The organism is Corynebacterium sp. NML 150383 (assembly GCF_002285085.1).
Taxonomy (GTDB): Bacteria; Actinomycetota; Actinomycetes; order Mycobacteriales; family Mycobacteriaceae; genus Corynebacterium; species Corynebacterium gottingense.
In genome coordinates this window covers 148,636-174,157 of sequence record NZ_NSGK01000001.1, presented here as the reverse complement: position 1 = coordinate 174,157, position 25,522 = coordinate 148,636, and the positions used below count along the sequence as shown (strand labels likewise).

Annotated in this window: 24 protein-coding genes and 1 pseudogene; 11 read left to right on the top strand and 14 right to left on the bottom strand. The window is 66.9% G+C overall.

What is annotated here, in order from left to right; genetic code table 11:
• Window positions 1-7 precede the first annotated feature (7 nt).
• Entirely contained in the window at window positions 8-526 is a 519-nt protein-coding gene (locus CKJ85_RS00820) for a hypothetical protein (RefSeq protein ID WP_233126890.1), read from the bottom strand.
• 117 nt (window positions 527-643) lie between these two features.
• Between CKJ85_RS00820 and CKJ85_RS00815 the strand changes: the two genes are divergently transcribed.
• The 5 genes from CKJ85_RS00815 (at window position 644) to CKJ85_RS00795 (ending at window position 5,602) form a co-directional block, all read left to right on the top strand.
• A complete protein-coding gene (locus tag CKJ85_RS00815; protein WP_095553129.1) occupies window positions 644-1,858 on the top strand; it encodes an MFS transporter in 1,215 nt (404 codons plus the stop codon).
• Window position 1,859: 1 nt separating this feature from the next.
• Entirely contained in the window at window positions 1,860-2,855 is a 996-nt protein-coding gene (locus CKJ85_RS00810; protein ID WP_095553128.1) for a nucleoside hydrolase, read from the top strand.
• 170 nt (window positions 2,856-3,025) lie between these two features.
• A complete protein-coding gene (locus CKJ85_RS00805; protein WP_095537063.1) occupies window positions 3,026-3,802 on the top strand; it encodes a glycosyl transferase family 9 in 777 nt (258 codons plus the stop codon).
• Window positions 3,795-4,475 carry an energy-coupling factor transporter transmembrane component T gene (locus tag CKJ85_RS00800; protein WP_233126889.1) on the top strand — a complete coding sequence of 227 codons (681 nt, stop codon included), beginning with the start codon at window positions 3,795-3,797 and terminating at the stop codon, window positions 4,473-4,475. The genes CKJ85_RS00805 and CKJ85_RS00800 overlap by 8 nt, the downstream gene beginning before the upstream one ends.
• Window positions 4,466-5,602 carry an ATP-binding cassette domain-containing protein gene (locus CKJ85_RS00795; RefSeq protein WP_095553127.1) on the top strand — a complete coding sequence of 379 codons (1,137 nt, stop codon included), beginning with the start codon at window positions 4,466-4,468 and terminating at the stop codon, window positions 5,600-5,602. The genes CKJ85_RS00800 and CKJ85_RS00795 overlap by 10 nt, the downstream gene beginning before the upstream one ends.
• Before the next feature lie 492 nt (window positions 5,603-6,094).
• Here CKJ85_RS00795 and CKJ85_RS00790 read toward each other — a convergent pair whose 3' ends face one another.
• The 5 genes from CKJ85_RS00790 to CKJ85_RS00770 all read right to left on the bottom strand — a co-directional run bounded on the left by CKJ85_RS00790 (window position 6,095) and on the right by CKJ85_RS00770 (window position 12,322).
• Complete coding sequence (locus CKJ85_RS00790; protein ID WP_095536988.1) at window positions 6,095-7,348, bottom strand: ATP-binding protein; 1,254 nt, start codon at window positions 7,346-7,348, stop codon at window positions 6,095-6,097.
• 471 nt (window positions 7,349-7,819) lie between these two features.
• Window positions 7,820-8,812: an L-lactate dehydrogenase gene (locus tag CKJ85_RS00785; protein WP_233126888.1), complete on the bottom strand. Its 993-nt coding sequence runs from the start codon at window positions 8,810-8,812 to the stop codon at window positions 7,820-7,822.
• 168 nt (window positions 8,813-8,980) lie between these two features.
• The gene (locus CKJ85_RS00780) at window positions 8,981-10,384 is read right to left on the bottom strand and encodes an amino acid permease (protein ID WP_095553125.1); all 1,404 of its coding nucleotides are present in this window, start codon (window positions 10,382-10,384) and stop codon (window positions 8,981-8,983) included.
• A 91-nt stretch (window positions 10,385-10,475) separates the two neighbouring features.
• On the bottom strand, window positions 10,476-11,375 hold the full coding sequence (locus CKJ85_RS00775; protein ID WP_095553124.1) for a trypsin-like serine protease: 900 nt from the start codon (window positions 11,373-11,375) through the stop codon (window positions 10,476-10,478).
• Window positions 11,376-11,377: 2 nt separating this feature from the next.
• The gene (locus CKJ85_RS00770) at window positions 11,378-12,322 is read right to left on the bottom strand and encodes a DUF418 domain-containing protein (protein WP_143340109.1); all 945 of its coding nucleotides are present in this window, start codon (window positions 12,320-12,322) and stop codon (window positions 11,378-11,380) included.
• A gap of 81 nt (window positions 12,323-12,403) precedes the next feature.
• On the opposite strand from CKJ85_RS00770, the gene CKJ85_RS00765 reads away from it, so the two are divergent.
• A complete protein-coding gene (locus CKJ85_RS00765) occupies window positions 12,404-13,072 on the top strand; it encodes a response regulator transcription factor (RefSeq protein WP_095553122.1) in 669 nt (222 codons plus the stop codon).
• On the top strand, window positions 13,069-14,139 hold the full coding sequence (locus CKJ85_RS00760) for a HAMP domain-containing sensor histidine kinase (protein WP_095553121.1): 1,071 nt from the start codon (window positions 13,069-13,071) through the stop codon (window positions 14,137-14,139). Before CKJ85_RS00765 ends, CKJ85_RS00760 begins: the two co-directional genes overlap by 4 nt.
• Here the strand turns inward: CKJ85_RS00760 and CKJ85_RS00755 are convergent.
• Genes CKJ85_RS00755 through CKJ85_RS12330 form a run of 4 tightly spaced genes read right to left on the bottom strand, consistent with a single transcriptional unit; the run spans window position 14,136 to window position 17,531 of the window.
• Entirely contained in the window at window positions 14,136-15,185 is a 1,050-nt protein-coding gene (locus CKJ85_RS00755; protein WP_143340108.1) for a hypothetical protein, read from the bottom strand. The genes CKJ85_RS00760 and CKJ85_RS00755 overlap by 4 nt on opposite strands.
• 57 nt (window positions 15,186-15,242) lie before the next feature.
• The gene (locus tag CKJ85_RS00750) at window positions 15,243-16,241 is read right to left on the bottom strand and encodes a hypothetical protein (RefSeq protein WP_143340107.1); all 999 of its coding nucleotides are present in this window, start codon (window positions 16,239-16,241) and stop codon (window positions 15,243-15,245) included.
• Window positions 16,242-16,283: 42 nt separating this feature from the next.
• Window positions 16,284-16,955 carry a hypothetical protein gene (locus CKJ85_RS00745; RefSeq protein WP_133063998.1) on the bottom strand — a complete coding sequence of 224 codons (672 nt, stop codon included), beginning with the start codon at window positions 16,953-16,955 and terminating at the stop codon, window positions 16,284-16,286.
• 54 nt (window positions 16,956-17,009) lie between these two features.
• Entirely contained in the window at window positions 17,010-17,531 is a 522-nt protein-coding gene (locus CKJ85_RS12330; RefSeq protein WP_369825005.1) for a hypothetical protein, read from the bottom strand.
• Between CKJ85_RS12330 and CKJ85_RS12325 the strand changes: the two genes are divergently transcribed.
• Window positions 17,524-17,724, top strand: a complete 201-nt coding sequence (locus CKJ85_RS12325; protein WP_369825004.1) for a hypothetical protein — start codon at window positions 17,524-17,526, stop codon at window positions 17,722-17,724. The two genes, CKJ85_RS12330 and CKJ85_RS12325, sit on opposite strands and share 8 nt — an antisense overlap.
• A 207-nt stretch (window positions 17,725-17,931) precedes the next feature.
• Here CKJ85_RS12325 and CKJ85_RS12320 read toward each other — a convergent pair.
• A pseudogene (locus CKJ85_RS12320) lies at window positions 17,932-18,366 on the bottom strand (SLC13 family permease); the annotation flags it as partial.
• Window positions 18,367-18,518: 152 nt separating this feature from the next.
• Here CKJ85_RS12320 and CKJ85_RS00735 point away from each other — a divergent pair.
• The 3 genes from CKJ85_RS00735 to CKJ85_RS00725 all read left to right on the top strand — a co-directional run bounded on the left by CKJ85_RS00735 (window position 18,519) and on the right by CKJ85_RS00725 (window position 22,549).
• Window positions 18,519-20,558 carry a DEAD/DEAH box helicase gene (locus tag CKJ85_RS00735; RefSeq protein WP_095535089.1) on the top strand — a complete coding sequence of 680 codons (2,040 nt, stop codon included), beginning with the start codon at window positions 18,519-18,521 and terminating at the stop codon, window positions 20,556-20,558.
• A 202-nt stretch (window positions 20,559-20,760) separates the two neighbouring features.
• Window positions 20,761-21,573, top strand: coding sequence for a hypothetical protein (locus tag CKJ85_RS00730; RefSeq protein ID WP_095548410.1), 813 nt, complete (start codon window positions 20,761-20,763; stop codon window positions 21,571-21,573).
• A gap of 58 nt (window positions 21,574-21,631) precedes the next feature.
• Complete coding sequence (locus CKJ85_RS00725; protein WP_095553117.1) at window positions 21,632-22,549, top strand: trypsin-like serine protease; 918 nt, start codon at window positions 21,632-21,634, stop codon at window positions 22,547-22,549.
• A gap of 61 nt (window positions 22,550-22,610) precedes the next feature.
• Here CKJ85_RS00725 and CKJ85_RS00720 read toward each other — a convergent pair whose 3' ends face one another.
• Genes CKJ85_RS00720 through putP form a run of 3 tightly spaced genes read right to left on the bottom strand, consistent with a single transcriptional unit; the run spans window position 22,611 to window position 25,404 of the window.
• Window positions 22,611-23,093, bottom strand: a complete 483-nt coding sequence (locus tag CKJ85_RS00720; RefSeq protein ID WP_095553116.1) for a DUF2269 domain-containing protein — start codon at window positions 23,091-23,093, stop codon at window positions 22,611-22,613.
• Window positions 23,094-23,126: 33 nt separating this feature from the next.
• A complete protein-coding gene (locus tag CKJ85_RS00715; protein WP_095553115.1) occupies window positions 23,127-23,786 on the bottom strand; it encodes a DUF1524 domain-containing protein in 660 nt (219 codons plus the stop codon).
• 49 nt (window positions 23,787-23,835) lie between these two features.
• Window positions 23,836-25,404 (bottom strand): sodium/proline symporter PutP, encoded by a 1,569-nt coding sequence (putP, locus tag CKJ85_RS00710; RefSeq protein WP_095553114.1) that lies wholly within the window; start codon window positions 25,402-25,404, stop codon window positions 23,836-23,838.
• Window positions 25,405-25,522 lie beyond the last annotated feature (118 nt).

Sequence of the window (25,522 nt, the reverse complement as noted above, 5' to 3'; positions counted from 1 at the left end):
GGGCGGGCTACGCCGCCGCGAGACCCTCAAACATGGAGGACGGTGACAGTACCGGGACGAAGTCGCCGTCGGTGAGCCAGACGTAGCTGGCCGCGCGGGGTGACGGAAGCTCGTGGACGGCGCCCGCGGCGTCGATAGGCAAAAGCGCGCGCACCCACCCTTCGGCGACGCGGCGGTCCGTGGGGAGTCCGGAGGGGTCGGTGACGCGGACCTCGATGAGAAACGCGGGCACTCGGTCCTCGCCGTACCCGCGGACTCTTGCCTGCGCGCGTGGGCCGACGCGGCGCCGCGAGATGGCGATGGTGAGGTCGGCGGTGTGACCGAGGCGGGGGAGCCGTTTTGTCGGTGGGCGCCACCGCGCAGTGGGCCGCGCGAGCGAGCGCGGGTGGTGGATCATCGCCGTGAGCTGCTGGAGCGTGTCCGGTTCGCGCTCGCGGATGTGCGCGGCGTACTCAGTGGGCAGCGGGGCGCAGTAGTCGGAAGGCTGGGCGGGGGCGGTGTGCGTTTTGCTTGTGAAGTTCAACATGCCTGGCACTCTAAGAGGAGAGGTGAACACGGCACCGCACAAATTAGAACACAGTGGCGAACGTGTGGTTGTTCTTGCAGTTTGCTCGCTTGGCGCGTGGGTTTAGGCTGTTTCCCGATGACCCCTACGCCCGAACCTCAGCAGCAGCCGCACACGCCGCCACGGCCGGCCATCCCGCGCACCATCTGGGTGCTCGTGGGGGCCGCGTTTCTCATCGCGCTCGGGTACGGATTTATCGCCCCGATCCTGCCGCAGTTCACCGCGAGCTTCGGCGTGTCTATGGCCGCGGCAGGCGCGGTCGTCTCCGTGTTTGCTGCTGCGAGGCTCATCGGCGCGCCCGGTGCGGGCATGCTCGTGGACAAGCTCGGCTCGCGGCCCGTCTACATCACCGGCGTGAGCGTGGTGGCGGCCGCGACGTTTTTCGTGGCGTTTGCCACCGCGTACTGGCAGATCTTTGTGCTGCGCTTCATCGCGGGGTTCGGCTCAACCATGTTTACGTTGTCGGCGCAGGCGCTCATTGTGCGGGTGACGCACCCCTCGATACGCGGCCGCGCCAACGCGATCTATTCGTCAGCGTTCCTGCTGGGCAACATTATCGGACCCATCATCGGCGCGGCCCTGTCGTTCCTGGGCTTCCGCATCCCGTTCGCGGTCTACGGGCTGATGGTGGGCGTTGCCGCGCTGTTCGTGTGGGTGGCTACGCACAACCCGCAGGGGAGGGCGCAGTTGCCGCCGCCGCTGCCGCCGATGCAGCTGTCCAGCGCGCTGCGCATGCCCACGTACCAGAGCCTGCTGTCCTCGGCATTTGCACACGGCTGGGTCAACTTTGGCACCCGCGTGTCCATCCTGCCGTTGTTCGCCGCAGCGGTGTTTGCCAACGGTGGGGCGGCCGCAGGGTTTGCGCTCACCGCCTTCGCGTTCGGCACCGCGGTCACGCTGCAGTTCTCCGGCAGGCTCGCGGATAAGCACGGGCGCAAGCCACTTATCGTTGCCGGCTTGATCACTACCGCCGCGTTCACCGGCTCGATGGGGCTGGCCACCAGCGTCGTGCCGCTGCTCGTCCTGTCCGCACTTGCGGGCGTGGGCAGCGGGTTGATCGGCCCGGCGCAGCAGGCGTCGCTCGCGGACATCATTGGGAATAACCGCTCCGGCGGCAAGGTGCTCTCCACGTTCCAGATGGCGCAAGACGCGGGCCAGATTTTCGCGCCGATTGTGGTGGGGCTGCTCGCCCAGGCCTTTGGGTTTGGCGTAGCGTTTGTGGCCTGCGCGGGGATTGCGGTGGCGTCGATAGGCGTCTGGCTCACGCGCGGAACTGAGACGAAGGAGACTTAGGATGAGAGTGCTGCTGGACTGCGACCCCGGCATCGACGACACGTTCGCGCTGACCTACCTCACCGCCGCGCACCACGCTGGCGAGCTGGAGCTGGACTGCGTGACCACGACCGCGGGCAACGTTGAGGCCGAGCAATGCGCGCAGAATGCCGCGTGGGTGCTTGCGCAGTGCAACCTGCCAGCGATCCCCGTGGCCGCAGGCGAGCCGCAGCCACTCGAGCTTGCGCTGACCACCACCCCGGAAACCCACGGCGAGACGGGCTTGGGCTACGCGCACGCGCCCGCGCGCCACGTGGCGACAGACTGGGACATGCTCTGGTGCGACGCCATCGAGCGCGGCACCGAGGACCTCCACCTCATCGTCACCGGCCCCATGACGAACATGGCTGTGTTCGCACGCCGCCACCCGCGCCACTTCGCGCAGCTGCGCCACATCACGGTGATGGGCGGGGCCGTGAACTACCCAGGTAACACCACGCCGACCGCCGAGTGGAACTTCTGGGTCGACCCGCACGCCGCGCAGGAGGTTTTCGCGCGCACGCCGGTGCCCATCACGCTGTGCTCGCTGGGCGTGACCGAGCAGATGCTCCTGGACCCGCCGCGCCTCGAACGGCTCGTCGCGGCGCTGGGGGAGACGCCGATCGCGTCCGCGCTGCCGGAAATCACGCGCTTCTACTTCGAGTTCCACGAGGACGTCGGCGAAGGCTACCGCGCCCAGCTCCACGACCTGCTCACCGTCCTCATCGCGCTTGGTCGCGTCGACACCGCCGTCGCCGAGGCCACCATTGACGTCGAAGCCGCAAGCGAGCTCATGCGCGGCACCGTCGCCGCCGACCTGCGCGGCATGTGGGAGCGCGAGCCCAACGCGCGCGTGGTCACCTCGGCGGACATTCCCAGCGCTTGGGCGCTTGTCGACGCCGCGTTCTCCCTCCACGCACGATTCACCGCAGGAGATGAGCAGCTCAAGGCGGGGTATCACCTCAAGGCGGAGGAATAGCTGGTACACTTTCGCCGTCTGCTTCGCCGAGGTGACATAGGCGAAACCCTGTCGACCACAGGACTAGTTTCCCCTTTTCCGCGTATTACCCCTGGAGAACCCCCATGTCGCACGATACCGACGACCGCCTGCCGTTTCCGCCCAAAGGGCCGGTGAAGCCCCCGACCGACATGGCGCTTGGAGACTGGACCCTGCCACAGCGCCTCCTCGTCATCGCCGGCGCCCTGTGCATCGCCGCAACCTGGGCGTACCTCGTGCTGGTCCGCCCGAGCAGCTGGGACAGCGTCGGCGGATCCACCGAAGCGATCATCACCCTGTGCGGTTACGGGCTGGGCACCGTCCTGCTGCTCGCGGCGACGCTGCCCATGCTTCCGGCGCGCACGCTGGGCCTGATCCCGCTGGCCATCCTCATCAACTCCGTCGTGGGGCAGATCGTCGGCTCGATCGGGCTGCCGCTCTACCTGGACACGATCGGCACCGTGCTCGTCGCCGCGCTCGCCGGGCCGATCGCCGGCCTGACCACCGGCGCGCTCAACAACGTCGTCTGGGGGCTGCTCAACCCGGTGGCGCTCCCGTTCGCGGCGGGTTCCGCGCTCGTCGGGTACCTCGCGGGCGTGTTCATCCACCGGCTGCACGCGCTGCACTCGATATTCACGGTGGTTGGCTACGGCATGCTGCTGGGCCTGGTCGGCGGCGCCGTCGCCGCGCCGGTGGCCGCGTTCGTGTTCGGTGGCACCGCGGGCGTAGGCACCGGTGCGCTCGTGTCGCTCTTCCGCGAGATGGGCGGATCGCTCATCGCGTCGGTGACCACGCAGGCATTCCTCTCGGACCCGCTGGACAAGGTGATCGTCCTCGCGATCGCCTACGTGACGGTGCGGGCGTTGCCGCGGAAGACAGTTCAGGCGTTCGCGCCGCGTCGAAAAGCGCACTCCGCGCAGCGTGATTAATCCGCTCACGGCGCTGGCGGCGGGGGCGTGCGGGTGGATCCTGGTCCTCGGACTGAATTCGCCCGTGGTGTCGCTGGCCATGACGGCTGTCGCGTGCGTGCTCGGGGTGTGGCGCACGCGCAACGCCTCGGTGCCGGCGACGACGGTGGCACTCGCCGTGCCCGTCGGGCTGTCCATGCTGCTCATCCACGCGCCGTACGGCAGCGAGCGCATCGCCCCACTGCTCACCGCGGACGGCCTGGCGGTGGGCGCGGCGCTGGCGGCGCGATTCTGCGCGTTGATGGCGTGCATGCTCGCCGCCGTCGCGTACGTCCGCATCCCCGAGCTGGTCAAGGCGCTGCAGGTGCTGCCCGGCGGAAACAAGCTGGCGTACATCGCGGGCGCGACGCTGCAGCTCGTCCCGCACGGCAGCGCGCAGGTGAAGGTGGTGCGCGACGCGCAGGCGCTCAAGCGCGCGCCGGTGCACGCGCGAAACGTGGTGACGCGCCTGATCATGCCGGTGCTCACCGCGCTGCTCAGCCAGGGCGCGAGCCGCGGCGCGGCGTTGGAAACCGCCGGCTATGACTTGCAGGGGAAGCGCACGGTGCTACGGCCGGTGCCGGACTCCGCGGTGCAGAAGGCGCTGCGGCTCGTCGCCCCGATCGCGTGCGTGGTGGTGGTCGTATGGATCTGACGCTGCTGCAGCGCGCGCTGAGCACGCACGACCGCGTGCAGGTTGTCGGCGCGTCCGGCTCCGGGATGTCGCAGCTGGCAAACCAGCTCCACGAGGAGTGGCCGAACGTCGGTGTCGTGGGCCAGGACGCTGCGGCGCACGTGACGTACCTGCGCGAGACGGTGATCGAGGAGGTGGCGATCGGCCTGGAGCAGCGCGGCGTCGAGCGCGCGGAGATGCAGGCGCGCTGCGAGCGCATTCTTGCGCGCACGGGACTTGCGCATTTGGCGGAGCGCCATCCGGCGACGTTGTCTGGTGGCGAGACGCGTCGCCTGGCCATCGCGTGTGTTGCGGTGCTCGAGCCGGAGCTGCTTGTGCTGGATTGCCCGTTCGCGGGCCTTGATACGGAATCCGCGCGCTTGATTGAGCAGCTCGTCGCCTCCTCCCGCGCGCTGGTGCTTGGCTATCAACCACGCGAGATTGGTGGCGCGCAGCTCGGCATTATCGACGCCACGCTCACCCCGAATCCGCACCTCACCGCAGTTTCGCTTCCCGGTCCCGTCGAACCGCAGCCCGACCGAATCGACCTCGGCGCCGTGACCGCAGGCCGCCAGGCACCGCAGCGCAAGTGGTGGCATTTTCGGGAAAAGCGCGGCGAGCACTTCGAGGTGGGCCCGGTCGAGCTCGCGCCACGCCGCGGTGGGGTGGTGTGGCTGCGCGGCCACAATGGGTCGGGCAAGACGACGTTGTTGCGCGCGCTTGCCGGCCTCGACGGTAATCCTCCCCAGCCGGTCGGCGTCTCGCTCGCGTTGCAGCGCGTGGCTGAGCAGGTCGTGGAGACCACGCTCGCGGAGTTCGCCGGCGGCGACGATGAGACGCATCCGCTCGACCTTCCGCAGGCGCAGCTCCGGGTTGCCCAGTTGCGCCAGGTCTTCGCCCAGGGCCGGGAGCTTGTGCTTATCGACGAACCCGATACCTCACTCGACGCCACCGGCCGCACCGAGGCGCATGCGGTAATCGCCGAGGGCCTGCGTGCCGGACAGGCAGTGATTTTGACCTGTCATGACGAGGGCTTCGTCGACGAGGTCGTCGCCTACGCGGAGGTGGAACCGGTCGTGCTCAAGGCACAAGGGCATAAGTCTTATTAGACGTGTGTTTTGGATGCGCTTTTTGGGTTGACCGCTGCGGTTTCGAGTTCGTTCTCGCAGCAGCAGGACCCGAGCGTGTTCAGTTGCCGGCGACCGAGCCGAGCACCCCGCGCGTGGGGGTGACTCATCATGGGATGGGTATGCCACCGTGCGGTTGCCTGGGCCGGCTGCGGATGTGCAGGCGTATTTGATGCGGCGAAAAATGGTGTGGTTGGATGACACGGTGATAGGTGCCTGAAGGCGCAGTACCTGGTGTGGGGCTCTGCGCGACCTGGGCTTTTGAAAAACCCGCTCGCCCGGCGTCTTCGCTCATCATTTCGAGGATTATTACATTCCGCGTACTACAGTTTGAAACTTCGGGGTCCGCGCCGCTGGTTTAGGCGCGCAGCAGGGCGATGGATGCGTTCCTGGTGTTGCGTAAACCTGCAGTGCACGGAGTTTATACATGCTTTTGCAATTCCGGGAGAATGGTTTGACTCGTTTCTGTGACCGCTAAGCGGTGAGGGTGCCCAAAGGAATCACGTGTACTCCGCTAGGAAGCGTGTATGCATACTCCGTAGCGGTGATAATGGCTAAGTATGCAGGCGACCCGACCCTGTTGGTGTCGACACGTTCGTCACGGAGTTTGATGAGGTTTGCTTCGGCTTGTGGGATCTGCGACGCCCCGAGTTTGACTTCGCAGGCACCCCATTTTCCGTCCTCGGGGTATTCGATGATGGCGTCAACTTCAAGGCCCGTGTTGTCGCGGTAGTGGTAGACGTGACCGTGCTGGAGGGCGGATGCAGCACGCAGGTCTCGGATGACCATGGACTCGAAGATCTGGCCGAAAAACTCTGGGTCTTTCGCGAGACGGTCAACGCCGATACCTAAGGCGGCGCAAGCCAGGCTGGGGTCAGCGAGGTGGAGCTTCGGTGAGGTGCGCAGCCGTGATTTGGATCGGAGCGCGACGCTCCAAGGCTGCAATTCGTCGAGGATGAATATTCTGGTAAGTGCCTGGAGGTAAGTGGAGACCGTTTTCGGATCGACTGTTGTGGCATCGGAAGACACGTCTGCAGCGAGTGTTTTCAACGTTGCTTCGCCAGAAATGTTCCGAGCGATGGATTCCAAGGTCCGACGAATGTTTAGCTGGTTGTGACGTGTGCCAACGCTTTCTGGTACTTCCACGTCGAAGACATTGTCCAGGTACGAGCGATTAAACATGACCGCCTGCTGGGTGTTGGCGCCGAGTAGGCCTGGCCATCCGCCACGTACAGCTTGTTCGGCCATGCCCTTATAGGTGAGCTTGGAAACTCCGCTCACACCAACGCCCGGTTGTAGCTCTGCGAGGCTTACCTGGTTTGTCGACGCCCCACTTTCCGCGAGCGACATTGGACGCATCCTCAATCTTGCAAAGCGTCCCGCACCTGAGTGGCGCGTGGTGTCATCGGCTGGTGCCGCTGACCCTGAAAGGATGAACTCCCCGCGTCCTTGGCGATCGTCAATCTCATGGCGGATCGTGTTCCATATGGAAGGCGCGAGTTGCCACTCATCAATGAGGCGAGGCGTTGGGCCGTTGAGTAAAATTGCGGGGTTCAATTCGGCGAGCGTGATCAGCTCGGGGGATCGGTCGAGGCGTACAGAACTTGCAGCCTTTTGGAGGGCAGTAGAGGTTTTCCCGCAAGCGCGTGGCCCCTCAAGGAGGACACCTCCCATGAACTGGAGAGAGTCCTCCAAAACCTGATCTGCAAAGCGGGAAAAGTACTGCACACCGGCATTGTACCCAATTATGCAACGATTTTATACCCGCTTTTGCAACAGTTTTATACCCGATCCTGCAACGGTTTTATGCCCGCTTTTGCAATTTGTGGATGATGGGAGGCTTCGCTCCTCTGCTACGTGTTACATGAATATGCGGGCTGTGGACGGACGGTCGTAATGGGGTGCGTGTAGGGTACGAAGCCTACGAGCTTTCACCCAGTGCTTAGTGCATACCGAGTAATCGGGTTCGGGGTGGACGCAGCCTGTCGCGCGGTGCCTGCACATCATATGATCGAGCATCGCCATGGTGGGGAGACTGTGCCGCATAATCTTGAGTGGCCGTGTCAGTATCACAATTCGCAGGCTGCGCGTGGCACTCGTGGGCATACCGAGCGTCGGCACGGGGGGTGTATGTCTCCCCGCATGGGAAAGGCACCGCAGATCTGCGGTGCCTTGACGCTTGAGAGAGCTAGACCGGGTTTAGACCAGGCCAGCGTCCTCCATGACCTTGCGCAGGGTGGTTGCGGAGTGGTCGAACTTCTCCTTCTCCTCATCGTTGAGGCGGAGTTCGACGGCCTCGCGCACACCGTTGCGGTTCACCACGGCCGGGGTGCCGATGTAGATGTCGTTGTGGCCGTACTGGCCGTCCAGCTTGGCCGAGATCGGCAGGACGACGTCCTCGTTGGCGAAGACGGCGCGGGTGATGCGGGCGAGGCAGCTGCCGATGCCAAAGTCGGTCGAGCCCTTTGCCTGGATGATGTGGTACGCGGCGTCGCGAGTTGCTACGAACATCTCGTCGACCTCCTTGTACACGTCCGGGTTGCTCTCGGCTTCCTCGGCGAGGCGGTTGCGCAGCGCGATACCTGCGATGGAGCCGGTGGAGATGACCGGGAGCTCGGTGTCGCCGTGCTCGCCGATGATGTAGGAGTGCACCGACGATGCAGACACGTTGTACTTCTGGGACAGGTTGTAGCGCCAGCGGGCGGTGTCCAGGACGGTGCCGGAGCCGAGCACCTGGGAGGCGGGCAGGCCGGTCTGCTTCTGGGTGGCGTAGGTCAGAATGTCGACCGGGTTGGTGGCGACCAGGTAGATGCCGTTGAAGCCGTTTGCCATGACCTCCTTGTTAATGGACTCGAAGATCTTCACGTTGCGGCCCACCAGGTCCAGGCGGGTTTCGCCTTCGCGCTGAGCGACGCCCGCGCAGTTGACCACCAGTGCCGCGTCGCGGCAGTCCTCGTAGGTGCCGAAGGTGACCTTGGTGTTGTGGCCGGAGTAGGGGACAGCGTGGTTCAGGTCCTCGACCTCGCCGCGAGTCTTTTCCTCAGCGAGGTCGATGATGGCGAGCTGGTCACACAGGCCCTGGTTGATCAGGGCGTAGGCGTAGGCGACACCTACGGCGCCGGCGCCGATGAGCACGACCTTGTTGCCGGGGGTGATGTTGTTCTTCGGGGTGGACGGGTTCGTGATGCTCACTGTGGTTCTCCTCTTTCCGATACCGTGACCGGTAGACGTTGTTTCCGGCATCCATCATTGCACAACGTTGGGGCCGGTGCCGCGGAGCCGGTCAGAAAACAACGGAATTTCCCGTAAAGTCGGACGTATTCGGGCGAAAGCGGGCACGGTGGCGTCGAGAAGCCAGCCCTACTTGAAGTCCTCCTCCGTGTGCGCCGCAGCGATCGCCTTCGGGCGGCCGGTGACGAAGTACATGCCCGTCATGACGACGAGGAAGATGACGCCGGCGGCGAGGGCGACGTGGTACTGTGGCAGCCACACCATGATGCCGAACGTGAACAGGATGAACGCCACGGCGAACCACTGGCCGTAAGGCCAGAACGGGACCGGGAAGTGCAGCGCGCGCTGCTCGGCGGCCGTCATGCGGCGGCGCGAGGCGAGGTGGGCGATGAGGATCATCAGCCAGACGAAGACGGTGGCGAAGGTGGCGAGCGCGGCGATCGTCTCGAAGACGTTGGGGAACTGCGCGTTGAGGACAACGCCCACGACCAGGACGATGAGCAGGGTCACGGTGGTCATGACGGGGATGTCGCGAACCGTGCGCGCCATCACGCGGGGCGCGAGTCCCTCGCGTGCCAGGCCCGTGAGCACACGGCCGGTGCCGAAGAGGTCCGCGTTGATGGCGGAAAGCGCCGCGGTGATGACCACCAGGTTGAGCAGGCCCGCCGCCCAGTTCACACCGAGGGTGGAGAAGATCTGCACGAACGGGGACTCGTCGCCGGTAATGCTGCGCCACGGGTTGAGCATGAGGATGATGAGGATGGCCAGCACGTAGAACAGGAGGATGCGCACCGGCACCGTGTTCACGGCCTTGGGGATGGAGCGGTCCGGGTCGTCGGCCTCGGTGCCGGCCACGCCGATGATCTCGGTGCCGCCGAACGCGAAGAGGACGAGGATGAACGCGGCAATCATGCCCTCGGGACCGTTGGGGAAGAAACCGCCGTCGTTCCACAGGTTGACAAGCCCGGTGGTTTCGGGGTGCGTGCCCAGCCCGAAGGCGAGGACGGCCGCGCCGCCGACGATCATGGCCACCACGGCGACAACCTTGATCAGCGTGAACGCGAACTCCAGCTCGCCGAACCACCGCACGCTGGCCAGGTTGGCGGCGCCGATGACCAACAGGGTCGCGGTGATCCACACCCAGGCGGGCGTGCCGGGGAACCAGAACTTCATGTAGATGCCGATGGCGGTGAGGTCCGCCAGGCACACGATGATCATCTCGAAGGCGAACATCCAGCCGGTGATGTAGCCGCCCAGCCCGCCGAGGTGCTCTCGCGCGTACACGGCGAAGGAGCCGCGGACGGGGTGGCGCACGCTCATCTCGCCGAGCGCGCGGAGCATGAAGTACACCACCGCGCCGCCGAGCAGGTACACCAGCAGGACGGACGGCCCAGCGGCCTGGATCGCGCCGGCCGAGCCGTAGAACAAGCCGGTGCCGATGGCGGAGCCGAGCGCGATGAAGTGGATGTGTCGGTGGCTGAGGCCTCGAGCTTTGCGTGCGGGCTTCGCAGGTGTTGGGGAGCTCGTGGACATCGGCGCTGAGCCACCTTCCATAAAATTGTCCGAAACAATGGGCTTTTACAGCATATTGCCACATTGAGCCTCGCCAAATGTGGGGTTCGGCCTATTGCTTATCGACGCCTCCGTGCCCCCTCCGCCGCGCAACCACCGACGCACCGGCCGCCACGGCGAGCAGCACCGCGATGGCGATGAGGTACGGCGCCGCGGACGCTTCGCCGGCGCCGGGGCCTGCCGCGGCGTCGGTGTCGCGCAGGTCGTCGGCGATTGCGTCGTTGATCCATGCGGCAGCGTCGCCGAGCGGGGCGGCGGAGGCGGCCGCGTTGGTGTCCATGGCGACTTCCTCCGGGTCGTCCGGGTTCACGAACAGTCCGGCGCTGAGCACGCCGGTGAGCTTGCCGTCGCGGAAAACGGGGCCGCCGGAGTCGCCGCCCTGGATGCCGGCTCCTTGGGCGAGCGCGACGGTGAGGGCTTGGTGGGCGTCGAAAAGCGCCATGGGGCTTGCGCCCTCGACGGTCGCGTCGGTGACGGGCAGGCGGGTCGTGGCGCCCGAGCCGTCGGAGGACCAGCCATAGACGCGCGCGGCGGTGTCGGGGCCGGGGACCTCGGTGTCCACGGTGGCGTAGCGGTCCAGGCCGAGGTCATCGGCGGTGTGCAGCAGCGCGATGTCGCCCTGGGGCGCGGTGAGCCACCGATCCACGGCCACCGTCCGCTGCGCGTTACCCTCGCCGGTCCGCACCGACCCGCCGGCGGTGGGCAGGTGGTCCATGCAGTGGCGCGCCGTGACCACCCAGTGCGGCGCGACTGCGGTGCCAGTGCACACGCCGTCGGCAGGGTCGTCGTTGGCGGTGCGCACGGAAACGACGCTCGCGCCCTCGGACGCGGTGTCGGGGGAATCGGCGGCGAACGTGTCGGATTCGAGCGCCCCGGCGGGCGTGGCGGCCAGCGCCGTGAGCGCTGCGACGAGCGCAGCGGCGGCGGGGATCGTGGAGGTGGAGATTCGCATGGTTATGCTCCTTTGGTAAGTGTGGTGGGAAGTGGTCGCTGGGGGAGGTCCTGGCGCGAGAGCGACCGGGTGAACGCGCGCAGGGCTTCTTCGAGCGGGCCGCGCGGGAAGCGCAGCTGCCACACCGACGCCAGCGCGCACGCGGCGGCGATGCTCACGGCCGCGGATGCCGCGCCGGACGGCACAAGGTCCGCAGTGGTCACGTGCAGGCAGTACACCGTCAGCGGCATCCGGCCCAGGGCCTGCAGCGGGTACGGGCAGAAGCGCCGGAACACGATGAGGCAGACGGTGAGGACGCCCAGGGAGCAGCCGACCTCGCTGAGGATGGCGATGAGGCCGCCGGTGTGGCCATTGGGGTTGAGGAAGGGGTGGAGGTGGGCGTCGATAAGCGAGCGGGCCCATACGCCGCCGACGGCGAGCGCGAAGCCGAGCGCTGCGAGCCACACGCGCGGGCGCAGGCGCGCCGCGATGAGGCCGGCGACCATGAGCGCGGCCCACTCGAACAGTGGGTACGGCGGGGCGGTGACCGCGAGCGGGAGGCGCAGCGCCGAGGCGAGCGTGAGGGCTGCGAACAGGGCCGCGAGCGTGCGCGTGCGCCAGCGCGGCGCCGGGGCGAGTGTGAGGTAGCAGGCGCCGAACGCGCCGAGGACCACCGTGATCGAGCCCGAGAGCGGGGTGAGCACGACGTGCAGGGTGAGCAGGGCCGCGCCACGCAGCATCGCCTGGTGGCGCTGACGCGCCAGCGCCACCCCGCCCGTCGCGCGCGACGAGACCTGCATCGACACGCCAGCGAGCACCGCGAACAGCGCCGACGGGAAGCCGTAGAGCCACGGCGAGGTCGAGTCGGTCAGGTGCGCGCACATCATCGCGGCGAGTGCGACGGCGCGGGCGGCGTCGAGGCCAGCGATGCGTGTCGCTGGTGGGGGAAGTCTGGAAGCAATTGTCATGGTGCACACGCTAAAAACTGCCGTGTTGCGAGAGCGTTAACGCGCGCTCCACCCGCGCTCACCAGCGCTAGACTGACCCGCATGTCCAACGTGTTAGTTGTGGAAGACGAGGCCTACCTCGCCGACGCCATCGCCGCCGCCTGCGCCGCGCACGGCCTGCAGACCCAGGTTGCTTACGACGGCGCGCAGGCGCTCAAGATGCTCGAATCCGCTGACGTGGTGGTCCTCGATCGGGACCTCCCGCGCGTTCACGGCGACGAGGTCTGCGCCCGCATCCGCGCCGACTACCCGCACATCCGCGTGCTCATGCTCACCGCGGCCAGCGCCCTCGACGAGCGGCTCGACGGCTTCGCGCTTGGCGCCGACGACTACCTCACCAAACCCTTCGAGGTGCCCGAGCTGCTCGCGCGCGTGGACGCGCTCATGCGCCGCCACACCCCGCCGCAGGCCGACGTGCTGCGCTGCGCGGACGTGCGCATGGACACCGCGCGCCGCACCGTGACCCGCGCGGGCGCGCCGATCGCGCTGAGTCCGAAGGAATTCGCGGTGCTGGAGACGCTGCTCGCCGCCGACGGCGCGGTCCTGTCCGCCGAGGCGCTGCTCGAGGAGGCGTGGGACGCGTTCGCCGACCCATTTACCAACTCGCCGCGCGTGACCATCTCGCACCTGCGCCGCAAGCTGGGCCAACCGTGGATTATCCACACCCAGCCCGGCGCGGGATACTACGCCGCGGAGGAGGCGCGCCCGTGACGCTGCGCCTGCGCCTGACCCTTGTGTTCGTCGCCACCGTCTTTTCCGCCGGCGCGGCGCTCACCGCGCTCGTGTGCGCCTACCTCGCGCTCACCCCGGTGCCGCTACACGTCTCTCTGCCAGGGCCGGAGGGAGTGCTTATCGACGCCGCCATGCCCATCCCTACCGACATCATCACCGTCGTCCTGGTCACCATGCTGATCGCGCTTGCCCTGCTCACCGCGCTTGCGGGGGCGGTGGGCTGGTTTGTTGCCGGGTATGTGCTCACGCCCGTGCGCCGGCTCGCCACGGTGGCGCGCCGGGTCTCCGACGGCGAGGTCGGCCAGCGCATGCACTACGAGGGGCCTGCCGATGACGTCGGCGACCTGGCCCGCGCCTTCGACCAGATGCTGGACTCGCTGGAAGCCTCGCTCGACGCGCAGCGCCGCTTCGCCGCCAACGCTTCGCACGAGCTGAAGACCCCGATCGCCACGATTCAGACCGTTGCGGACGTCGCGCTCATGCAGGGGGACCAGAGCGCCACCGCGCTGCGCCGGATTCGCGAGGTCAACGCCCGCGCCGGGGAAACGGTCGAGCGGTTGCTTGCGTTCGCGCGCGCCGAGGCGGCGCAGCCCGGCAGCGTGCGCGGCGAGCAGGTGGACGTGGCCGCGCTGTGCGAGGAGGTGTGCGCGCAGTACGGCGTCGCGCTGCGCGTCGATCCCGCCGCGGCGACGGTTGCCGGCGACGCGGTGCTGCTGCGCCAGGCCGTGGGCAACCTCGTCGCCAACGCGGTCGAGCACGGCGCGCCGGGCACCGCCGCGGTGGTGGTGAGGGTTACGGATGGGGCCGTTGAGGTGGGCGTCGATAATGGTGGCCCCGAGCTGGGCGAACGCGAGGTTGAGCGGCTCAAAGAGCCGTTCGTGAGGGGAGCCGGGCGCGTCGCGGGTTCGCACGGGTTGGGGCTTTCGCTTGCCGACGCCATCGCGCGCGCCCACGGCGGACACCTCGACCTCAAGCCGCGTTCCGGCGGTGGGCTGGCCGCGCGGCTGAAGCTTGAGCGGTGGCGTCGAGAAGCGACACAGCGCTAGAGCATCTCGGTACCGGCGATGACGAAGGCGCCGCCGCCTTCGTTCCGGCACAGCGGGGCCGCGTTGAGCACGTCGGTGTGCGTGCCCGGCAGCATATAGTCCATGCTGCACGACCAGCCGTCGGGCGAGGACCACTCCATCGTCGGCGGCTGCACCTCGCCGGCCTGCAAGGCAGTGATGAAACGCTGGGCCACATCAAACGTGGTGGTGCAGTCCGTGTTGTCGGCGTGCGCGATGAGGGAGAAGTGGTGGGTCTCGCCGGTCTCGGTGTCCGAGGCGCTGACCACGTTGCATGGCGTGCCCTCGGGCGCGGCGGTGTTGGAGAGGTCGAACAAGTCCGGGTTCGGCTCGCCCTGCTGCACGCTTTCCACCGGCGGGCTGTGCACTGCGGTGTTGCCGTTGGAAATGGTGAGGCTGTGCACGCCACGCTGGATAACGACGGTGTCTTCTGCCGGGCGGGCGAGCGTAAACCCGCTCAGCGCAACCTTCTGCCCGACCTGCAGCTCCGGGTAATCCTTCGTGTACTCGTCTTTGTGGATCGGCTCCTGGCTGCTGAAGGTGTAAAAGCCGACCGTCGGCTCGTACTGCATGGACAGTGCCCGATTGCTGGATCCAGGCGGGGTGTCGTATTCGCGCGCCGGGTTTGCGGGGTCTTCGATGCCGATGTCGCAGTTGAATTGGAACATCTCGTCCTTGCCCTGCGTGTAGCTGGGCGCCATGCGCTCGGTGGGGACCATGCAGCCCTTGGTCCCGACCCCAGGGAAGCCGACGGCGAAGGTCACCGGCGTGGCCTTGAACGTGTCCGCGGGGACCTCAGTGAGGCCGGCGAGCTCCTCGGACGAGACCTCGCGGACCTCCGTCGTGGTGGGTTTGGTGCTGGTCGTGGATTCGGGTGGACGTGAGTCGGTGGTCTCGCTGGATGCGGTGGGTTCTGTGGTGGTGGTTTCGGTCTCGGGGGCGTCGTCTGGCGCAGCGCTACACGACGCCAACGTCAACGCCGCCGCAGCACAGAGGGGAAGGGCCTTGCGTGTCAGTGAGTGTGTCACGGCTCTCAGTGTAACTGTGGCCTGGGTAACACGCACGAGATTTCTGGGGCGGGCCGGCTAGAAGCGGGCGACGTCGTCAGGTCGCAGAGCGACCACCGCGCCGGATCCCTCCTGGGTGGGGTTGCCGCCGCAGTCCGACGCGCTGCACGTGTTCTTGGCATTGGCGCGGATCTGCTCGTCGCCGGGGAGGAACCACCCGTTCACGCAGCCCCAGCCGTTCGGCGCGGTCCAGAACCCGGCTTGGCCCTCGACCTCGCCGTTTCTGTACGCGTCGACGTAGCCGCGCATCGCCGCAAGGGCGCTCTCACAGGTCGTGCCGTCCTCCAAGGCGATGATTTGGTACGAGCCACCCATCGAACTCTCGACGGTGCCGCAGACATTGCCGGCAGCGCCGCCGGCCGCCTCCGCCTCGGCGGGCGAGCCGGGATCGGTGGTGGTGTAGACGCCGTCGTGCATTTCAAAAGTGGCGTCGCCTTTGGTCACCCGGTAGCCGCCGCCGTGGAGGTGGGTGACGGTGAGGCCGTCGACCGTCACCTGCTCGCCCTGCCTGAGGCGCTGGGTGCCGGGGTGGAGCTCGGCGCCGGGGGAATACGCCGTGCTGAAACGCCCGCCGTCCTCGTCCCAGTTGATCACGTTCGGAGCCGGCGGATTGGGAACGCCGTAGTCCTCCTCGGTCGGGGGCACGGGGTCGGCGAAGTCCGCGTGGCAATAGGTCCCCGAATCAGATTCGGAGTTGAGCTCCGCTGTCTTGATGAAACAGTCGTGGAACCAGCGGTCGCCGTCGCCGCCGATGACGTATGCGGTACCGAGCAGGAACCGCTCCGGGTCGACGACGGTGTAGAGGTCGGCCTGCTCCGCCTCCGCGGCACTCGTGTCTGGTGCCTCGGAATCCGCGCTGGGTGCATCGCTGGTCACGGCTTCCGTGCTCGCCGCGGTCGCAGAGGTCGCAGAGGTCGTGCCGTCGGCGCCAGGTTCCCCGCCGCCCCCTCCGCAGGCGGCGAGTGCGAGGGAAGCGGACACCAGGAGAACGGACGTGGCCCAACGACGTGCGTGCATACGAAAAACTATAAAGCGGGCTGTGTGTTCCCGCGGCGTTTTTTAGCGCGGAATCTCGTCGACGGCCTCGGTGGCCTCCTGCGGGTACATGGCCACGACCTGGTGGCGCGGCTCGCCGAAGCGCGCCGCGTTGCCGCGCGTCGAGGTCTCGTCGGTGTTGTCTGGGTCGTCGGACGGGTCGAGCAGGTCGGCGTCCTGGCAGGTCATGCGGCCCTGCGAGTGCGTGTCCAGCTCGCGGGGGAGCAGCCAGTCCATGGAGCAGTGCCAGCCCTCTTCGGAGGTCCAGTTGTGGAAGCGGTCCGCGTCCGCGCCGTAATCGTCGGCCTTGTATTCCTCCATGACGTGCTGGCCAGCGCTACAGGACGTCCCGTCCTTCACCACGATCACCTCGAGGCGCTCGCCGTACGCGTTGACAATCTCGCCGCACTTGGTGCCGATCGGCTGGGGGTCGTCGGTGGCAATCGCCTTGTAGGTCGTCGGCTCGGTCTTGGCAGCGGCAGAGGAGGAGGCGGCCGCGGCGGAGGACGCGGACTTCGCAGCGCTTGACGACGATCGCGCCGCCTGCGACGCGGCGATCACCTCTTCATCGGACCGGGAACTCGTGGTGCTCGACGCATCCTGGGATGCGTTGCTGTCGCTGTCGCCGCTGCCGCAGGCGGACAGCGGGAGGGCGAGCAGAAGGACTGAAGCTAGTAGGGAAGAAGTTTTACGCATGCGCACATAGTACGGCAATGTTCCTGTTTTGCGGCGGGTGATCGGAAGGGCCTCTTACGCCATCATCCCGGTCGCAAACGCGCCGAGCACGAGGACGACCGAGAAGCCCCAGCACAGCGGGAACGCGACGCGGATGTACTTGCCCATGTTCGCACCGGCCAGCCCGAGGCCCAGCCACAGGGCGGGGGAGAACGGGCTGACAAACGTGCCGATGACGTTGCCGACGATCATGGCGGTGGCCGCGCCCATGCCGGAAACGCCGAACGCCGCGGAGGTTTCCTGCACGATGGGCAGGACCGAGAAGTAGTAGGCGTCCGTGGAGGTGGCCAGGTCGAGGGGCACGCCCAGCAAGCCGACAATGACGTGGATGTAGGCGCCGACGGACGCGGGCAGGACCGAGATGAGCGAGAGCGCGATCTGCTCGAGCATCCCGGTGCCGTCGAGCACACCGAGGAACATCGCGGCGGCGAGGATCACGCCGGCCATGGATAGCGCGGTCGGGGCGTGGCGGCGCAGCACGTCGTTCTGGTCGTCCAGGGTGGCGAAGTTGACGATGAGCAGCAGCGCCGTGCCCACCAAAAACGCCGGCCCGGGCGAGGTGATGCCGGAGACGAGGACGCCGATCAGCGCGAGGGTGACGATGACGTTGATCGCGGTGACCCAGGTGCCGGTACGCGGGGTGAGGTTGAATTTGGCGCGCTCCTCCGCCTGGGAGCGGCGGAACTCTTCGGCGATGGCGTTGACGTCGACGGTGGCGGTGGCGTCGTGAAGCGATCGCTTCGAGATACGGCGCTTCTCGGATAGGCCGAAGCCTGCGGCGACAAGAAAGACGAGGACGATGGCGATGCCCTGGGCGGGGAGGAGGTGGGCCCAGATCTCGTTGGGGGGTGGCCTCGATGACGCTGGCGGCGCGGCCGACGGGGCCGCCCCACGGGATCATGTTCATCACGGACGCGGACAGCGCGACGAGGGTGAGCAGCACGTATCTGGACATCCGCATCGCCTTGTACAGGGGGAGGAGCGCCGGGATGGTGAGCAGGAAGGTGGTCGAGCCGGAGCCGTCGAGGTGCGCGACGATCGCGATCGCGGCGGTGCCGAGGGTGACCAGCATGACCTGGCCGCGGGTGGCGCGGATGAGCGCGGTGATGACGGGGTCAAAGAGGCCGACATCGGAAAGGATGCCGAAGAAGATGATCGCGAAGATAAACATCACGACCACCCCCATGACCCGCTCGAGGCCTTCGCCGTAGAAGTCGGTGATGTCACCGATGCCGAAGCCGGTGATGAGCGCGCCGATGATCGGGATGAGGGTCATGGCGATAATCGGGTGCATTTTGCCTTTGAGGAGCACGCCGACGGTGACGAGGATGATGGCCAACCCGACCAGGGTCAGCGCGAGCGGTGAAGTCATGCGGGAAACACTACTGCGCTATTGTGGGACATGTCACATTGGGTGGGTGTAGTGAGTTGCAGCCAAACGGGGGTGGAAACGCCAGCGCGGGGTGCGGATGGCCAACTTGCGGAATAGTCCTGGGGCTCCATGTGGCGTACGCTGGTGAAGCAATGAGCAATTCCGAAAACGCGACCGGCAGCGAAAATGGGCCGGATATGAACTTGTCGGAAACTCAGAACACCCCGCAGGATGTCGCAGCGGACGCAGTTGAGCCTGCCGCTGCAGAAGACACCAGGGATGCGGGTTCCTCTGAGCACACCGGCGCTTCTGTGCAGAAGACTGCAGAAGCCACCGAGAACGTAAATACTGAAGCAACGACGCCGAACGAGTCCAGCGAGGAGAATGCAGAGCCGGAAAACGGCTTCACCACGCTGAGCCTGCCGGACAACGTGATCGCGGCAGTGAAGAAGGTCGGCTTTGAAAAGCCGTCCGCAATCCAGGCGGAGACGATTCCGCTGCTGATGCAGGGCCGCGACGTCGTCGGCCTGGCGCAGACCGGTACGGGCAAGACCGCAGCGTTTGCGCTGCCGATCCTGAGCCGCATCGACACGAGCAAGCGGTACCCGCAGGCACTCATCCTCGCGCCGACGCGCGAGTTGGCGCTGCAGGTGTCCGATTCCTTCCAGTCCTTCGCTGACCACCTGGGCGGCGTGCACATCCTGCCGATTTACGGCGGGCAGGCGTACGGCATCCAGCTGTCTGGCCTGCGCCGCGGCGCGCAGATCATCGTGGGCACCCCGGGCCGCGTCATCGACCACCTGGAGAAGGGCTCGCTGGACATCTCCAGCCTGCGCTTCCTGGTGCTGGACGAGGCCGACGAGATGCTCAACATGGGCTTCCAGGAGGACGTCGAGCGCATCCTGGAGGACACGCCGGACGAGAAACAGGTGGCCTTGTTCTCCGCGACAATGCCGAAGGCGATCCGCCGGATTTCCCGCGACTACCTCAACGACCCCGAAGAGGTCACCGTCAAGTCGGAGACCCGAACGAACACCAACATCACGCAGCGCTACCTGTTCACGGCGCACCGCAACAAGCTCGACGCGATCACCCGCATCCTTGAGGTGACCGAGTTTGAGGCGATGATCGTCTTCGTCCGCACGAAGAACGAGACCGAGGAGCTGGCCGAGAAGCTGCGCGCCCGCGGATTCTCCGCCGCCGCCATCAACGGCGACATTGCGCAGCAGCAGCGCGAGCGCACGGTGGATCAACTGCGCGACGGCCGCCTGGACATCCTTGTGGCCACCGACGTCGCCGCCCGCGGCCTCGACGTCGAGCGCATCTCGCACGTGCTCAACTTTGACATCCCGAACGATACCGAGTCGTACGTCCACCGCATCGGCCGCACCGGCCGCGCGGGTCGGTCCGGCGAGGCGATCCTCTTTGTCACCCCGCGCGAGCGTCGCATGCTGCGCTCCATCGAGCGCGTGACCAACGCGAAGATCGAAGAGATGGACCTGCCCACCGTGGACGAGGTCAACGAGAGCCGCAAGGCGAAGTTCATGGACTCCATCACCGAATCCCTCGAGGCGTCCGACCTGCAGATCTTCAAATCCATGGTGCGCGAGTACTCGGCGGCGAACAACGTGCCGATGGATGACATCGCCGCAGCGCTCGCCACGCAGGCGCTTGCGGGCGACGAGTTCCTCATGAAGGAGCCGCCGAAGGACAAGCGCGACCGGCGCGATCGCGACCGTTGGGATCGCGACGACCGTGGTGGGCGCGGCCGTCGCGGACGTGACGACCGTGACGATCGCGGGCGCGGCAAGCGCCGCCACAACGACAGCGAGAACTTTGACACCTACCGTCTGGATGTGGGCAAGCGCCAGCACGTCCGGCCGGGTGCCATCGTCGGCGCGCTGGCGAACGAGGGTGGCCTCAATTCCAAGGACTTCGGCCGCATCACCATCGGTGGAGACTTCACCCTGGTGGAGCTGCCGAAGCAGCTGGACAAGAAGGTCCTGGACCGGCTCTCCGACACCCGGATTTCCGGTCAGCTGATTAACATCCAGCGCGATCACGGCGCACCCCCGCGCGACCGAGGCGGTCGCGGGCGCCGCGGTGGCTTCGGCGACCACAAGGATCGCCGGGACAAGTTCCGCGGCGATCGCCGCGACAGGGGCGGGCGCGGTAAGCGTCACTGGGACTAGGCCCTTGCTGCGGAAACGGGGCCGGTGAGCACAGCGCTCGCCGGCCCCGTTGCGCTTTCCGGGGTGGTTTCAATGCAGGCCACACCCGCACAGTAGAGTGAGATGGACTTCACTGCCTCCACTGCGAAAGGGTGCCATGTTCGGACTTCACCGGGGAACGCATCGCGCGCTGACAGGACTGTCAGCGCCGTCAGGAAGCCGGGTGGCGCGAGCCGTTGTGGGGTGCGTGCTCGGGGCGATGGCGGTGGCGTCGATAAGCGTGCAGCCCGCCGCTGCCCAGCCGGTGGTGGCGCAGGGCTCCGTGGTGGTCGTTGAGGGCGGGGGAAAGTGCACGGTGGGCTTCAGCGATCCCGCGCACCAACGCAGCCTGATTGCGGCGCACTGCGGGCGCGAGGGCGGCCGGGTGGCCATCGTGGACCCCGCGACCGGCGCGTCGAGCGGCCCCGTCGGAACGTTCTTCCGCTCGAAGGCGTTCGACTCGCGCCTGGGCAATGACTGGGCGGCGATCCAGTGGGACCCGGGCGTGGCGATCGGGGGAAATGGGTACTCGGGGAACGGCTGGGTGCACCCGAACGACATCGCGCTCGGCGAGCCGGTGTGCTACCACGGCAACACCAGCCACGGCGGCGGGGGCGAGACCTGCGGAAAGTTCGCGGGTTCGGTGGGGAACACGTTCTTTGTGGATGCCCCGCTCACCCGCGCCGGCGACTCCGGCGGGCCCGTGTGGGTGCCGGGGCGCGGCTTCGTCGGCGTGATTTCCAGCCAGTGGGCGGCTCGCCAGCTCCCCGTGGTCGGTGGCGCCAACTTCGTCGTTGGCGTTGTGCCAAGCGACGGCCCGGCGGTGTCGCAAACGCAGCTGATGGGGCTGTATATGGAGAACCTGGCTGCCCCGGTGTCGCGCGGCGGGTCCTCGGTCGGTCCGGCGGGGGAGCTGCTCCGCCGGGCGGTCAGTACTGTGTTTGGGGTATTTTCCCGCTTCGGCCTGCCGGAACCGGCCTCTGTGCACTACACTTAGGAGATATTCGGGCGAATTGCAGTTCGCTTCCAGTTTTCTCCAATGCTAGGTGGACCCCATGTCTTCTTCCCGTTCCCTGCTCGCCGCCGCGCTCCTCACCTCAACCCTGCTCGTGCCCGCCCCGGCAGGGGCCGCGCAGCTCGACTCGCCCGTTCAGGGCATGGCCATCGGGACGAGCATCGGATGGTGCACCCTGGGCTACAACGACAAGGACCAGCACATCAGCTACACCGCCGCGCACTGCGGCAAGGAGGGCGACCGCGTCCACCTCGTGGACCGCGCCACCGGGAAGCAGTCCAAGGACATGGGCACGTTCCGGCCGTCGACCAAGTACGACGGGGCCTTCTCTAACGACTGGGGCTATATCGAGTGGGACCGCGACGTGCGCTTGGGCGACAACGTCTACTCAGGGGATACGATCGTGGCTCCGTCCGCGGTAAAGCGCGGGGCGAAGGTGTGCTACCACGGCGAAACGTCCCACCTGGGCACCGATGAATTCAGCTGCGGCACCTTCTACCGCGCGGTGAACGAGAGTTTCACGCTGCGCGGGTCTACGTGGCAGCAGGGCGATTCCGGTGGCCCGATCTGGGTGGAGGGCCAGGGCTTCTTGGGCGTGACATCGGTCGGCCCGGCGGACTCGAACAGCGTCGGCGAGGCCTGGCTTGGCCCGGTGCACGTGAAGGGGAAGCCGATGGGATGGGGAGCAGCGCCTCGCGACGGCCGCGCGATCACCTCCGAGCAGGCCAGCCGAGAGTTCTTCGCCGCCGCCGGCCTGGACGAGGCCGGGCTGTACGACGGCGTCATTGATAAGAGCACTGCCGGTTCGTCCGGATCCTCGGAGAACGGGTCTAGTGCTGAGTCCGGCGCTGCGTCCAGCTCGGAGAAGTCGCCGGGCGAGATCCTGGCCATCGTGGTGCCCATCCTCGCTGTCGTGGTGCCGCTGCTCGCCCAGCTTGCCCAGGCCTTTATGAAGTAGCCGCGCGTTCAGGGGCACGAAAAAGCCCCGCGCGAGGCGGGGCAGATGCGTTCCGGGTGGGTTAGACCGGCGCCGGCAGGAACATCAGCACGAAGGTGAGCAGCCAGAGCAGGTTGAAGATGCCGGAGCCAGCGGTGGCAGTGGCCTTGGCCTTCTCAAAGTTCGGCGCAACGTCCGAGGCGTCGCCTTCCGCAGGGGAGAGCGCGCCGAGCGAGCCCATCATCTTGCGCTGCTGCGGGATGACCAGGAAGAACAGCAGGCCCCACGCGATCACGGACAGGATGATCGCGGTGTGCAGGAAGTAGTTGGTCTTGTAGGCGCCCCAGTCGGAGGCCATGACGACCGCGCCGAGCAGCGGGACCAGGACGGAGAGCATGCCGTAGGTGGTCGTCACCTTGTGCAGGACGGATGCGCGGCCGGTTGCTTCCTCGCCGCCGTTGCGCGATTCTGCGGCTTGCTTGGGGAACATGGACGTAGAGACAACGACGGGGCCGAGCAGAATGATCGCGGCCACGACGTGCAGGGCGGTGAAAAAGGTAACCATGGTGACTTACTGTAATGGACACGTGCACGATCGTCACAGTTCGCGGCCAGCGTTTTGGACATGGACTTGGGAGCCATTCAGCGAGCGGGCGCCGGTGAGGCCGGAAAACCCTGCACATGAGCGTCGCATAGCGCGCACATCCTCGGCGGGAAGCGCGAGGTGATACGCCTGCGCCACGTCCGCGAGCCGGTGCGAGTACGCGCACCGCTTCCTCCGTGCGGGCGGCATCCACTCGCTGGGCAGCTGGTCCGACTTCTCCTGGTTCGCCGCGGCGGACACGACGACGAGGTTGCGCGGGTCGTTGGCAAAGGCGATGCGTGTGCGACGCGGCCACGCGTGCGCGCCGAGATCCCACGCGGCGGACAGCGGGATGAGGTGGTCGAGCTCGACGTCCGCGGGAGTGATCGCGGTGCCCGTGTAGGGGTCGTCGATCGGCGCGGCGCCCCAGCTCGTGTACGGGGTCGAGCAGCTTATCGACGCCACACCATCCCCGCCGAACGCCACCGCCAACGCCTCCGTGCGGGTGGTGCACCCGTTGCCGGTGTCCGCCCAGCCCTGCCCGAACTCCTCGCGCGAGTAGCCGAGCACGGTGGCCCGCGGCGGCCCGGAACCGGCCGCAATGTGCGAGCGCGGGGTGGGAAACGGGGCGATGAACAGTGTGGCAACGGTGAGGAGGGCAAGGTAATAGCGCATACCTTGTTAGACGCGCGCGGGGCGGCACCGGTTCCCACCGCCGCGGAAATTATTTCGCGCGCTGCGTGGCGCCGAGCGCGTCCTCGAACGTGGCCTCGGGGTGGCGCACGGCGTACTCGGTGACGGCGATGGCCTGGTCGAACTCAGACTCCACGCCCGGCTTCGGCTTCGTGGCCAGCGAGACGATCACCATCGCTGCGGTGGCGAGGATGACGCCCGGGACGATCTCGTAGATGGTGTCGGCGAGCACCTCAGTCGAGCCCCACACGAACACGGTGACGGCGCCGACGATCATGCCGGCGATCGCGCCGGGCGCGGTGAGGCGGCGCCAGTAGAGAGACGCGAAAACAACCGGCCCGAAGGCCGCACCGAACCCGGCCCACGCGAATCCGACGAGGCCGAGGATGGTGTCGGAGGGGCGGGCGGCCATGATCATGGCGACGATGGCAATGAGGACGACCATGGTGCGCGACGCGACGAGCAGCGTGGTGTGGCTGGGATCCTTGCGGAAGATGCGGAACAGGTCTTCCACCAGCGCCGACGAAGTGATGAGCAGCTGCGAGGACATGGTGGACATGATGGCGGCCAGCACGGCCGTGAGCACCAAGCCGGCGAGCAGCGGGTGGAAAAGGATGCGGGCGAGGTCCAAGAAGACGGTCTCGTAGCCGGACTGGTCCGTCACCGAGTGCGTGGTTTGGGAGAAGAACATGGTGCCCACCATTGCGGTGAAGACCGCGCCGGCGTAGCAGATGGCCACCCAGATCATGCCCGTGCGGCGCGCCGATGTCGCCTGCGCGGGGGACTTCAGCGCCATGAATCGGGTGACAATGTGGGGCTGGCCGAAGTAGCCGAGGCCCCAAGCGATGTTGCCGATGATGGTCGCGGCGGACACCCCGGCGACCAGGTTGAAGTAGTCGGGGTTGCCCTCCGGCCACGGGCCGTAGGCGTGGTCCGCGGCGTAGGAGAAGATCTCGCCCGGGTTGTCCACGGCGACCAGCGCCATAATGGGCACGGCCAGCAGGGCGAGGAACATGAGTCCGCCCTGGACCACGTCGGTGTAGGAAACCGCAAGGAACCCGCCGATGAAGGTGTAGAGGACCGTGATCGAGCCGACGATGAGCATGCCGACCAGGTAGTTGCCGCCGAAGGTGGACTCGTAGTAGCGCCCGCCCGAGACCATGCCGGAGGAGACGTAGAAGGTGAAAAAGAAGATGATGATCACGGCCGCGACGATGCGCAGGACGCGCGAGGTGTCGCGGGTGCGGTTTTCAAAAAAGCTGGGCAGCGTGATCGAGTTGTTGGATACTTCGGAGTAGGCGCGCAGGCGCGGCGCGACCCACTTCCAGTTGGCCCACGAGCCCAGGAACAGGCCGATGACAATCCAGAGCTCGCTCATGCCGGAGACAAAGAGCGCGCCGGGAAGTCCCATGAGCAGCCAGCCGGACATGTCTGATGCGCCAGCCGAAAGGCCGGCAACGAAGGGGTTGAGTCCGCGGTCGCCGAGGACATAGTCGTCGTACTTCTGCGTCTGGAGCCACGAGTAGAACCCGATTGCTACCATGACACCGAAGTAGATCACAATGGCCATGACGAGCCAGAAACTCTCAGTCACGTGCATCTCCTTGGGGGTAACTAGGTAATGAGTTGGAAAAAGCGTAACGCAGCACAGATGTGCAATGTGGGGGATTGGACGAAACGCGTGGTCGTCCGCGCCTGCGAGCGAACCTGCGAGCCCG